Below are 12,755 nucleotides of genomic sequence, written 5' to 3'. Positions count from 1 at the left end.
TATCCTTTTTTATTTGTCCCGGTTCTCTTTTTCTTCGGCAAAATATGTATTTTTTATTCTTCTTCGCAACGATTCCCCGGCGGTTCAGTATACTGCCCAGGCTGAAGGAATAAAAATTTCTTTGAATTTTGCCATCGCATACTGATCCGTCATGCCGGAGATATAATCACATACCACCCTTTCTCTGTTCTCGCCTTCTGCGATCAGTTTCTGGTATTCCCGGGACATCTGTTCCGGATGCCTGCTATAATACAGATACATCTCCTGCAGCATCGTCCTGGCTTTTCTTTCTTCTTTTTTCGCCACCGGATTATTGTAAACGCTCCGAAACATCAATGTGCGAAGTTCCCGCATCGCCTCCGCAATCTCCGGTGTCATCTCGACTTTATCTTTTCCGTAGCTGTTGCGGATCGTATCATGGATCAACGTATTTAACCGCTCTTTGCAGGAATCTCCCAGTGTCACCCTGATTGTGATCGGAATATCATCTTCCTGAAAAATCCCTGCCCTCTGTGCATCATCCATATCATGATGGATATAAGAAATCTTATCACACAGTCGGACTACCTGACCTTCCAGGGTATGCGGTGTGCCGGATGTCCGGTGATTCAACATCCCGTCTCTTACTTCCCAGGTCAGATTCAGTCCCTCCCCGTTCTTTTCCAGCCGTTCCACCACCCGGACACTCTGCTTAAAATGTGCAAATCCTTCCGGGCAGATTTCATTCAGAGCCGCTTCACCGGCATGTCCGAACGGTGTATGCCCCAGATCATGCCCTAGCGCAATTGCTTCCACCAGATCCTCATTCAGCTCCAGCGCCTTCGCAATCGTCCGCGCCGTCTGTGATACCTCCAGCGTATGTGTCAGTCTGGTCCGATAATGATCTCCCTGCGCCGCAAGAAATACCTGTGTCTTATCCTTCAACCGTCGAAACGCCTTCGAATGAATAATCCGATCCCGATCCCTCTGATACACCGTCCGGATATCACACTCCTCCTCCACACGCTCTCTGCCCTTCGACTCTCTGCTGTGTGAAGCATACCGGCTCAGATACTGAAACTCCCGCTCCTCTGCCTGTTCCCTGATATTCAAATACATCACCCCTTCTATTACCAAAAACAGTAAAAACCATTCTATTTTCATCTATTCTGTTAAATATATTCCACTCTTTCCTCACAAAATCCTTTTTATTTTCCAATTTTTTCCTGATTTTCACTTAATTGTGTATACATTTGTCGAAATCCTCACCCGGTTTCTTCCGATACGCAGTGTACTTATCTGATCAGGAACAAAGAATGTGCCTTGGAGCATCTTCGCGGAGCGTTTTCTACTTTACTGTAAAGCAATTTCCCGTAAAGTAAAAAACTGCCACACCCTACCCAGAGTGTGACAGTCTCTTCTCACTTCATCAAATGCACATCCGCATAATTGCACCCCAGTGCCAGAGCCCGCTCATGATCATCCACATAGATATCAATATGATTCTGCTTCACTCCACTGCCGCAATCCTGTGCCGTAAAAATATGTCCATTAATAATAACTTTCGTTCCATAAGGAATCACTGAAGGATCCACCGCGATCGTTTCCCCTTCCGCAACCCTCGCTCCGGAAGCAGTAATTCCGGTTGCCTTTCCACAACACTTCGCACACGCACAGTAATATGTCAGCTTAAAAAGTCCCAGATCCTGTCCGTACATTGCTTCCGTTGCATTCACTTCACTGATATCCTTACTTCCTGCAATCACTTTCGTATCTTCAAAAAGCTCCAGGGCAAAGCTCTCCTGTTCCGGATCTATCTTTACTGTTACCACCTTGCCTCTCGTCTCAGAAGCCTGTACCATCTTGCCGTCACCCACATAAATACCGGCTGCACTTGTTTCTTCCCCGGATCCATAGCAGATCACATCACCGGGTTTTGCCTGATCCACAGAAACCTTTCCCTGTTCCTGTATATTTCCGTCTTTATCCGTGACATTATATCCGTATGCCTCATAAATCTGCTCAACAAACTCGCTGGTATCAATTCCTTCGCAAAGGCTGATTCCTTCTTCCTTCCAGACAGTTCCAAGGAATCCACTGGCATAATCCACGATCGAATCACGGATCGCCCCGTCCGGAATTCCCGTTTTCACCGAAGTCAACGTATAATAACGCGCCGGATTATCCTTCGAATCTACCCTGGCAACCGCCAGCGTAAAACGATCCGCTCCGGTCTTATTCACTTTTTTCTTCACTTTCCTGCCTGTCTGCAGATATTCCTTTTTTACAAACCCACGAACTTCTCCGGATTCCACATATACCCACTCTTCTGTCTCATCTGCAAGAATATAACAGAGATTTCCCTTTTTCATCGTTCCGACAATCTCACTGTCTGTGCTCTTGTCCGCCCTGATATTCAGTTCATCTCCTTTGCAGAGTGCATAATGCTTCTTTGCTGCAGTCTGCTGAATCGTTGCCCGGTAATATGCATATGCCTGATTTTCTGCCGGCGCAACCAGCTCTGTTGCATATACCGGAGTAAGCAGCGCCTCATTCTTATCTCCGATTCTGCGAAGCGCTTTTTTCTCCACAAAACCACGAACGGTTCCGGATTCCACGTAGTACCATCCGTCTTCCTTTCTTAAAATATAACAGATACCGCCTTCTTCCAGCCTTCCCACACTCCGGGAATCCTGTGACTTCTCTTCTTTGATCTCCTGAACCACTTTCGCCTGTGCCGCTTTTCTGCTGGCAGATACTGTCCAGAAACGGTAATCCTCCACCGTCACCGGTACTTCCACAGACTGTGGAAATGCTGTAATAACCGGGATATTTTCTTCCACCGCAGTCTCCTGCGCAGCTTCCGGTGTGGTCTCCGGTGCCGGTGTAGGCTCCGGCGTGGGCTGTTCTGTCACTTCCTGTGGTTCTGCCCCTTCCTGACCCGGTGTGGGTGTTGGAGTATTCTCTCCTGCCGGCGTCGGTGTTACAGTCGGCTCCGGTGTCGGTGTCGGCGTTTCACTTGGTGTTGGTTCCGGGGTTGCAACCGGTGTGATCTGTGGCGAACCATCTGCCTGCAGAATCACAAACCCGTTATTCAGTACATAGGTATATCCCTCTGATAAATGGTATCCTGTTCTTGCCTCATACTGTTCCGGGGTTTCCTGTACTTCTGCTGCTGTTTCCGCTGTCGGTACACCGAGTTCTTCTTCAGCAGCCTTAACTGGCGCTGCCACGGACAAAGTCATTATATATGTCATAGACAGTGCCAGCATACGTTTCCATTCTTTTCTTATCACTTTCTGGTATTTCCTCCTGTTACTTCACGTTACGTATACTTCCCTGATTATTAATTATAATCCTTTTCATTGCCCATGTCAAAAATGTAATACTTCAATTACCGACATTTTTTCTGTTCCTGTTCACTCCGTTCCCGGTAACACGCTTCGCGGGATCTTATCAGTGAACAGGAATAATTCTTTCAATATAGCTCTGCGATTCTCGTGATTCCCACATAGATTTCCTGGATCTTATACCAGGTCGGATAATCAACGACTCCTGTCTGTCCCAGTCCAAAAACGGACTGAAACTGCCGTACTGCTTCTTTCGTTCGCTCTCCGTATATGCCATCCACCGGTCCCCTGGGAACTTCTGTATAAACTTCCCCGATAGTATTTAACTGTTCCTGAATCTGCCTGACTTTCATGCCACTTGCTCCGATATCCAGATCGTAGCCCGGCCAGGATGCCGGGATTCCCGAAATCTCTTCTGCGGAATTGATATACATACTTTCCCCATAATAGTTTCTGATGATTTCGATTGCTGTGTAATTTTGATCACCCAGATATTTACTTCCCCACTGACTCATCCACTGCGGGCAGGTCACCCGCTGTCCGTCACAGTACTGGGTCAGAATCGGCTGACGGACGTTCGGACGTGACAAATAGTTTTCGAAGAGTTCATCCACTATGTTGGATATACTGTCGAAAATATTGCGACCGTATATCCATTTGTGATCGAAGGCAGTGGAGGATGTAATGGTAAAGTCGTACTTTTTGTTTCTATACCACTCCGTATAAACCCGGTTCAGAGTAAAAGACATGATTGCCAGAACATTCGCCTTGATCGTCTCAGGTGGCCAGGTTGCGTATATCTCGCTGCATGCCACGTTTTTTATATAATCCCGATATCTTACATAATAATTATCAGCAGTGGAATCTGCTGGTGATCCATCGTGTACTACTACATATTCCGGTATCACTACACGACTCAACACAATTTCTCCGGATTCGTTGACCGGTTTAACTTCTTCTTCCGGTATTTTTTCCGGATAATTACCAAACAACGTATGATCCGGAATCACCACATCTTCATAGTTACCATCGCTGATCGGCCGGAGTTCTATTTTCTGTCTGCTGATCTCACCGGACAGGATCTCACTTCCGGATACTTCTATGGGTTCATAGCCTTCGGCTTCCACCTTCAGAGTATATTCCGAATAAGGTTGTTCTTCCGATGGCTGCAGGCTGTACTCCACCGGTGGTGCCGCCAGCTCGATGGTTTCGGTCTGACCACTGCTGTTGGTCCGTAATTGTTCCAGTGGCTGCCCAGGGGCTCCGGTGTAGCTGATACTGATTTTCGCTCCCTGGACAGGCCGATTCTGGATCTGAGAGACAAGCTGGATCTGCAGCTTGCCGTGGTCGGTATAGGATTGCACAGATTTTATAAGCGTGGTTGACATTTTATTATAACCTCATAATTTTAGGCTCAGGATAGTATATGCACAGGAGTAGTGCCAGGCACTAAAAAATGATTTTTCTCTTGACCTTTCATCTGTTTTGCGTTATAGTTCCCTCTACGTTTTACTTTTCAACCAACAAAAAACAGAAAGGATGATAAATCATATGACTTTTTATCAGGAACTGCAGTTAAGCTCTGCCGGATCCAAACAATTGATTCATTAGACAACCAATCCACAAGAAAAAAGACGCCATATTCTGGTTTACAATTTTAAAGTTTATCTGGTCATGGCTTTTTGTGTGGCGGTGGTCTCTCTGTTCAGCAGATTTCTCGGAAGCGAAAACAGCGTCGTAGGTGTTACCGTACTTCTGGCGGTTTTAGTTCTCCGACAGGCTGATTTTGGAATCCGCACCACCCATGGACTTGGCGTTATTGCCCTCCTCTTTGCGATTCTCATGACCGGTCCGCGTCTGGCAAATATGCTTCCTCCCCTGGCAGCATTTCCGGTACACCTGACCTGCATCCTTCTGCTGATGATTCTCGGATGTCATAATGTTATTATGTATAACCATTCCACTTTTGTTCTTGGTTATCTCCTTCTGACCGGATATGATGTGCAGGGATATGCCTTCCTGCTTCGTGTCATCGGTCTTTTTGCGGGAATGCTCCTGTGTATGGGAATCTTCTATAAAAACCAGAAACATCGTCCCTATCGCAGAACATTCTCAGATCTTTTCCGGGAATTTGATTTACATTCCGCAAGAAGCCGCTGGTACCTGAAACTGACCTTTATCGTATCCAGCGCCATGCTTTTTATGAACCTGGCCGGCCTTCCCCGTGCCATGTGGGCAGGAATCGCCTGTATGTCCGTATGTCTTCCTTTTACAAAAGACTGTGAACAGCGTGCTGTTCCTAGGGGATTATATAACATCATCGGATGCGCTGTTTTTCTGGTTCTCTATCTCCTGCTCCCGGAAAACATGTATCCCTACATCGGAATGATCGGCGGAATCGGCGTTGGCTACTCTGCAAGCTATCCATGGCAGACCGTTTTCAACACCTTTGGTGCCCTCTCCATCGCCACCACCCTCTTCGGTCTTCCCTACGCCCTGGCCCTCCGTATCGGAACTAACATCTTCGGTGCTACCTACACAGTCCTCTGCAACAAACTCTGGGACAACCTTCACGCCAGAACCACAACCACAGTTTCCGCCACCCCAAAATAATATTTTACCCCTTAGAGCGTGTCTGAAAAATCATTTCCGCAATCTGCGAGTCCCAGTTTGCAAAAAGCCTTTTTCAGACACGCTCTAGTATTCCAAAGCTATCCCCCCTGCCAGTACGCAGAACCCGCAGGACGCACATAGAAAAACAGACACCCTTCTGCTGGTGCCCTTAGCACAGATGAGATCCAGCACCTACGTAGACTTTCGCGATGGTCAGCTGACCATCGTGAATCTAGTCGTAGTTGGTGACTAGCTTAGCTGTGCGTTACCAGCGGGTGTCTGTTTTTCTATGTGCGTCCTGCGGGTTCGTCCCCTTCAGAACACTATTATTTTACTTCTTAATCCGAACCGTCTTAATCTCAAATGCCCGGAAGTTCAACGGAATCTCTCCGTTTTCCACCGAAATCTCTTCCTTACAGTTCTCCAGCATATCGCAAAGATAAACCTTCTCTCCCTGTAACAGATCCGATAAAGTAACTGTTGCCAAAACCGCAGCCTTCTTGGATTCATACAGACGAAGTATAATATCTCCACTTCCGTCTTCTGCCGGTTTCATGGTATCCAGAATAACATTCTCTTTATCAATGGTGAGCGCACTAAATGTCGGTACTGCACCGCCGGCAACTACCGGTTTTACATTCAGTTCGTACCCCTGTCTTACCACATCACTCTCTGCAAAGCTTCCCTCCCATGCGGTAAATGCATAGGTGAAGTGATGAACTCTGTTATCTGCACACATTTCCGGGCAGGTACCTGCACGAAGCAGTGTCAGCTCCAGAGCATTTCCATTCATACTGATTCCGTATTTACAGTCATTCAACACTGCTGCACCATGTGCTCCGTCAGCAAGTGCACTGTAACGGTGATTGCATACTTCAAACCGATCTTTGTCATAAGCTCTGGAACGATGTGTCGGATGTTCCACGAATCCGAACTGCATCTCATTGATACCATTTTCCGCATAAACATTTACCGGGAATCCTGCCTTTAACAGACGATGCATTTCTTTCCAGTCAACCTCTGTCTCAAACTCGATTCTTCGGCTGTCTGCCGCCAGACGGATATACTGTGTAAAGGTGGAATTGCTGATCTCTCCGGTTACTTTCAGCACGCCTTCCAGACCATCTGCTTCCATGGAAACTGCAACATTTTTTGCCGCCTCAATTTCCTGATCGATATAATTGGAATCAATATCCCATGCATCAAACATACGTGGTACATCTTTGTACAGATGGAAGCGGTTCATGGCATCTGCTGCGAACTCTCTTCCGGACTCTTTCAATACGAAAGAAATCACCTCGCCTTTTTCGTTTACGGCTGCTTTTACCTGACTGTTTTCCATGGTAAATCCACCATCACATGTTTCTACTGCAACTGCCTTTTCTTCCACCTGACCTTCTGCCGGAATCAGAGAAACTGCTCCACAGGACGGTACTTCTACGGAAGCTTTCACAGTATCACCGATCTTTTGTACCTGTACAGCGGTTCCATCCACTGTTTTCGCTCCGTTTGCAAATGCAGCCGGAAGCTCTACCAGCATCTTTCTCGGAAAACTTAAAGAGTTAAATACGGTCACTGCCTGAGATTCTTTCTGATCGGTCAGTTCGCTCAGTGCATCTGCCTGCAGTTCTTCCACACCATCCAGAATCTCATGGAACGCTTTTTCTGCATCCACATAAACTTTTGCAATACTGGAACCCGGAAGAATATCATGGAATTGATGTAACAGAAGTTTTTTCCATAAAGCATCTGCTTTGGAAAAATCATAAGCCATGCCTTTGTTCATTGCCAGAGTACTCCACATCTCCATCTCCCGCATTGCCAGTTCGCATCTTCTGTTGTTCTGTTTTACCATCGCCTGAGAAGTATACGTTCCTCTGTGGGCGCTGAAATACAATTCTCCAACATAAGTATTTGCCGGGCCGCCCTGCGCTTCCATATCGTGGAAGAATTCCAGCGGACCTGCCATTTTTACTTTTACGCCGCCTTCCAGATCTTCCTGACGTTTTGCAGATTCGATAAAATCTCTTGCCGGGCCGCCGCCACCATCTCCATATCCGAACGGAAGCAGGAAAGCATCCAGATCCTGCACCTGCACACGATTCTTCCAGATTTTATTTACTTCACTCGGATGTGTCCGGTAGGTATAGCTTGTCGGTAAGAAGGAATCAATCTCGCTGCCATCCATACCCTGCCAGGTGAAGTAATGATACGGGAACTGTTCTCCTTCGTTATAAGACCAGAAAATTTTCTGTGTTACCAGATAATTCACGCCACAGCCTTTCAGAATCTGTGGCAGTGCTGCCGTATAGCCAAATGTATCCGGAAGCCATAACACTTCGCTGTCCACTCCCAGCTCTTCTTTATAGTAGCGTTTTCCGTGAACCAACTGACGGATCAGTGCCTCACCGCTGGCCATATTGGTATCCGGCTCTACCCACATGGCACCATCGGCGATCCACTGGCCGCCTTTGATCGCTTCTTTGATCCGTTCAAACAACTCCGGATAATACTTCCGGCACATCTCATATGCTGCAGGCTGGCTCTGTACATATTTATATTCCGGATACTGCTCGATCAGACGCAGCTGTGCCGCAAAGGTACGCTCTGTTTTCCGATGTGTCTCTTCCATCGGCCATAACCATGCCAGGTCCAGATGCGCATTACCAATCGCATAGAATACCGGCATCGTAGAACCGTTCTTTGCTTCCATCAGCGGTCTTAATGCTTCTCTCGCTTCTTTATAAGATGCGATCCGTGCTTCCCGCGGCTGTTCAAAATCCACGATCAGTGTAAATTTCTCTAATGCTTTTGCAATTTTCGCAGCACGCAGTGTTGTGGAATCCATCGTTTCCAGAAGACGTCCCAGTGTATCCACATCCATAAACAGCTGATATGCATCTTCGTTCCACACCCCAAAAGTGGAAGTACCCAGAACACATCTTGCCCCTTCTTTTTTCGGATCTGTATATGCCCCCGGCAACACCGGTCCCGTCGCGCAGCCCCCCGTTGGTGCCTCCGGATAAAAATGACCTGCATATGTTTCCATCAGGATCTCATAGGTGTCGCCTTCTTTTCCGCTGACTGCCAGACAGTTATCTTCAATAAACTGATGTGGTTCATCCACCCATGCCGCACGGTAATTTCCGAATGCCTTTCCGTTGACAAATACGGTGGATTCTCCTCCGGCATCCAGGTTCATCACGATTCTCTTTCCTTCTGCTGCTTTAGGAAGGATCACAGTGCCTTTAAACCAACAGTATTCCCAGGTTTTCCCCCATATAAAGCCTGGTTCTGCCGACGTAAAGTGCCCCTGTAATGCTTCTTCCGGAGATAGATGATCCATGGTTCGAAAAGCTTCCCATCGAATTTCCCCCAACGGTTCATAAAAATCATCTCTCAATGTACGAACCCAGTGCTTTACTCTGTCCTGCCACTCTGAATGCATTAACTTCATACAGTTTCTCCTTTTCTTATATTTTATTTTTGCATACACCCTTGTACATCCATATCATACTATTGATATATTAATATGTCAATTCTTTTTTCAAAACTGTTATATCAAATATAACCTGTTTCTTTTACATCTGTGGATCTTTTCTGATAATACTGTACGGGACATATTTCCGTAATTCCACTTCGCCTCCTTTGATAAGGCGACACAGATTTTTCACCGCCATTGCCCCCATAAGGTACTGCCCCTGCATAACGTGCGTGCAATACGTGTGAAACTCATATCCCTCTTCCACACCATCAAAAAAGACAATCTCTTTCCTGAGATTCTTTTTCTGCAATACTCTATACACCAGTACACCTGTCTGCAGATCAACCGTAAAAAAGGCGGTCACCTGCGGATGATTTTCCACATAGTTTTCAAGTGCTTCCATTACCTTTTTTTCTTTTTCCCTGGTTTCTTCGATATTTTCAACCAGACTGTCCAGATCGATCATCCACAGATCTTCATTCGTCAGGATCTTGTGTTCGAGCATGGTATCCCTGTACCCATTAAACCGTTCCTCCACAGAAGATGTCTCCAACGGAGCCTGGGATACAAAACAAATCTTTTCATGTCCTTCTTCCAGCAAGATATTCACCAGATCCTGGGCTGCCCTGTAATTATCTGTGCCAATACAGGGAATCGGAAGTCCTTTAAGCGCCCGGTCGACCAGTATTACCGGAAATTTATCCAGTGCAAGCTTCACAATCCTTGTACTGTAATTTTCCCCCTGCACACACATCAGAATAATCCCGTCAACACCAAGTTCCATCAGTTCGTCAATTGCTCTGCTCTCTGCCTCCACATTTCCGTAGGTACACTTCAGGATCATATGATAATTTTTAGACCAACACTCATGCTCAATCCCGGCTATCAGCTCACACCCGAAGAAACCACTGAAAAAATCCAGAATAACACCCAGCATTTTCCCTTTTCTTACCGGTTCCACGGTCTGTGGCACCGCCGGAAGATTCTCTCTGTCCTGCTCATTCTCTTCCAGTACAAACGAACCCTTTCCCGGCATCCTGACAATAATATTCCGGTCAGCCAGCATTTCCAGAGCCTTTTTACTGGTGATTCTGCTCACATTATACTGTTCCATCAATTCCTTTTCGGAAGGAAGCTTCGAACCGGGCGGATATATCCCTTTTTCAATAGCCTCCAGCAAATCATCATAGATTTTCTTATACAATAACTCTTTCTCCACGCTTATATCCTTTCATCTTAAATGATATATCATTTCTCTTTATTTCTATTATAAAGCCTCAGTATTTCACTGTCAATTTCTATCATCTTCCGTCTCAACCCAGCCGGCATTTTGGCTAACGTTCCCCCGTGCCCAGCAACACACTGCGCAATGCACAGAAACCGGGGGACTCACATAGAAAAACAGACACCCTTCTGCTGGTGCCCTTAGCACAGATGAGATCCGGCACCTACGTAGACTTTCGCGATGGTCAGCCGACCATCGTGAATCTAGTCGTAGTTGGTGACTAGCTCAGCTGTGCGTTACCAGCGGGTGTCTGTTTTTCTATGTGAGTCCCCCGGTTTCGTCCGCCTTGAACAGAACATCACAACAAAATATTATTTACCTTCCCTGAACTTATTAATCGCCTCATAATTCTTAGACATATCCACATTCGGATCCGGTGTTGTCTCCGGTCCCCGTTTGAATACCGGTTTCAGCAGAATCGGCGCAATAATGGTCGTCAGGATAACCACGATAACAACCGGTCCCATAACCGCCGTCGACATCAGTCCCAGGCTCTCTCCCTTACTTGCCACGATCAGCGCAACCTCACCTCGGGAGATCATACCCACACCGATACGAATCGCCTGATAATTCTTATAGTGACAGAGCTTTGCACCCAGACCACATCCGACTACTTTGGTCAGGATAGCGACAATGGTAAGCACAACCGCAAATGCAACGATCGTACCATTCATTTCCGGAAGACTTACCTTCAGACCGATGCTTGCAAAAAAGATCGGTGAAAGATATGTATAAGAAAGCACGTCAAATCTGGATGCGATATACGGCTCTCTCTGGGTCATAGAGATAATCAGACCTGCAAAATAAGCTCCAGTGATATCGGCAACGCCAAAAAACTGTTCTGCCGCATAGGACATAAACAGACAGAATACAAAGGATACGATTACATGTCTCTGCAGACCTGTACCTTCCCCCGCACTCCATTTGCTGAAGAACTTATAGAAAATAAATCCTGCCACAGCAACAAAGATAAAGAAACCAATAATCTTCAGTAACACAATTGAAATCTTAACTGATTCATCTGCCATACTGGTGATCAGTGTCAGTGCAATGATACCAAGAATATCATCGATAACTGCCGCACCAAGAATCGCGTTACCGGAACGGGTTTTTAATTTTCCAAGTTCTTTCAGTGTCTCAACTGTGATACTTACGGAAGTTGCTGTCAGGATCACACCGATAAATACATTCTGCAAAAACAGACTGCAGGATGCATCTGATTCGAGCATACCCGGACGGTTAAAGAACGCTGCTACGGCATAGCCACCAACCAGAGGTACCAGTACACCGATCAATGCAATGATCAGTGCGGATTTGCCGCTTTTTTTCAGTTCCTGTACATCCGTCTCCATACCGGCACAGAACATCAGGACGATTACGCCAACTTCCGCTGTATCGCTGATAAAGTCAGTCGGTGTAATAATTCCGAGAATACCAGGGCCGAGAATAACTCCGGCAAGCAGTGCACCTACAACCTGTGGCATACTGAATTTTCTGGTCAGAAGCCCCAGGACTTTTGTTGATAACAGGATCAGGCAGAGATCCAGTAAGAATTTATACGTTTCCATTTTTAATAAACATCCTTTCTATTATAAAAATATATCTCTTTATTCATAACAGAAATGATGCTTTTTTCGACCGTCCATATCCTGCATATAACGGATCACATACACCATCCGCTCCAGATACTTCCTGCTGAACTTCTCAATCTGTCCAGTCCCTGAAAGCAGAGTCCCGAGAAACATCAGAAACTCGCCCAGTGCCAGATAATACAGCAACCGTTCACCGTCCTGGGACTGCCGGTTTTCTTCTTTTCCCTCATTGAAAGGCCCGTTTTCATTTTCCTCTTTCTTGCAATCTACCAGTTTCATATCTTCCGAAAAAGAAGTGAGTACTGTCTCCTTCTCCGATAACATCCACTGCGGATTGCCAGATGGCACATGAACCTGAATGCTTCCCAAAAGAAAGATAACCGCCAGACTATATACAATGATTTTTCTGATTTTGTCCTTTTTTTTCATGTCATTTCATCATACTCCATTAC

The 12,755-nt window shown here is 46.2% G+C and carries 7 protein-coding genes and 2 pseudogenes; 1 reads left to right on the top strand and 8 read right to left on the bottom strand.

The window, feature by feature from the left end; genetic code table 11:
• Window positions 1-84: 84 nt before the first annotated feature.
• The 3 genes from FYJ57_RS09455 to FYJ57_RS09445 form a co-directional block, all read right to left on the bottom strand.
• Complete coding sequence (locus FYJ57_RS09455) at window positions 85-1,092, bottom strand: deoxyguanosinetriphosphate triphosphohydrolase (protein WP_106492433.1); 1,008 nt, start codon at window positions 1,090-1,092, stop codon at window positions 85-87.
• Between the two features lie 308 nt (window positions 1,093-1,400).
• Window positions 1,401-3,275 carry a 3D domain-containing protein gene (locus FYJ57_RS15640; protein ID WP_154432458.1) on the bottom strand — a complete coding sequence of 625 codons (1,875 nt, stop codon included), beginning with the start codon at window positions 3,273-3,275 and terminating at the stop codon, window positions 1,401-1,403.
• 182 nt (window positions 3,276-3,457) lie between these two features.
• On the bottom strand, window positions 3,458-4,717 hold the full coding sequence (locus FYJ57_RS09445) for a peptidoglycan-binding protein (RefSeq protein WP_022172946.1): 1,260 nt from the start codon (window positions 4,715-4,717) through the stop codon (window positions 3,458-3,460).
• Window positions 4,718-4,880: 163 nt separating this feature from the next.
• Between FYJ57_RS09445 and FYJ57_RS09440 the strand changes: the two are divergent.
• Window positions 4,881-5,942, top strand: a pseudogene (locus FYJ57_RS09440) (FUSC family protein).
• Window positions 5,943-5,946: 4 nt separating this feature from the next.
• Here FYJ57_RS09440 and FYJ57_RS16545 read toward each other — a convergent pair.
• The 5 genes and pseudogenes from FYJ57_RS16545 to FYJ57_RS09420 form a co-directional block, all read right to left on the bottom strand.
• Window positions 5,947-6,003 (bottom strand): annotated as a pseudogene (locus tag FYJ57_RS16545) (DUF6783 domain-containing protein); the annotation flags it as partial.
• A gap of 270 nt (window positions 6,004-6,273) precedes the next feature.
• Window positions 6,274-9,399, bottom strand: coding sequence for an alpha-mannosidase (locus FYJ57_RS09435; protein WP_154432457.1), 3,126 nt, complete (start codon window positions 9,397-9,399; stop codon window positions 6,274-6,276).
• A 124-nt stretch (window positions 9,400-9,523) separates the two neighbouring features.
• Window positions 9,524-10,645 (bottom strand): GntR family transcriptional regulator, encoded by a 1,122-nt coding sequence (locus tag FYJ57_RS09430; RefSeq protein WP_154432456.1) that lies wholly within the window; start codon window positions 10,643-10,645, stop codon window positions 9,524-9,526.
• A gap of 377 nt (window positions 10,646-11,022) precedes the next feature.
• Window positions 11,023-12,279: a cation:proton antiporter gene (locus FYJ57_RS09425; protein ID WP_118574487.1), complete on the bottom strand. Its 1,257-nt coding sequence runs from the start codon at window positions 12,277-12,279 to the stop codon at window positions 11,023-11,025.
• A 39-nt stretch (window positions 12,280-12,318) separates the two neighbouring features.
• A complete protein-coding gene (locus tag FYJ57_RS09420) occupies window positions 12,319-12,732 on the bottom strand; it encodes a hypothetical protein (RefSeq protein ID WP_154432455.1) in 414 nt (137 codons plus the stop codon).
• Between the last annotated feature and the right edge of the window lie 23 nt (window positions 12,733-12,755).

It is taken from the genome of Oliverpabstia intestinalis (assembly GCF_009696065.1).
GTDB classification, from domain to species: Bacteria; Bacillota; Clostridia; order Lachnospirales; family Lachnospiraceae; genus Oliverpabstia; species Oliverpabstia intestinalis.
The sequence above is the reverse complement of the archived record's forward strand: the minus strand, read 5'-3'. Positions and strand labels throughout refer to the sequence as shown.

What these genes read in the sequence shown, in the direction of transcription:
- FYJ57_RS09445 (WP_022172946.1), bottom strand. Translation starts at nt 4,717, where the DNA reads ATGTCAACCACGCTTATAAAATCTGTGCAATCCTATACCGACCACGGC.
- FYJ57_RS09435 (WP_154432457.1), bottom strand. Translation starts at nt 9,399, where the DNA reads ATGAAGTTAATGCATTCAGAGTGGCAGGACAGAGTAAAGCACTGGGTT.
- FYJ57_RS09425 (WP_118574487.1), bottom strand. Translation starts at nt 12,279, where the DNA reads ATGGAAACGTATAAATTCTTACTGGATCTCTGCCTGATCCTGTTATCA.
- FYJ57_RS09420 (WP_154432455.1), bottom strand. Translation starts at nt 12,732, where the DNA reads ATGAAAAAAAAGGACAAAATCAGAAAAATCATTGTATATAGTCTGGCG.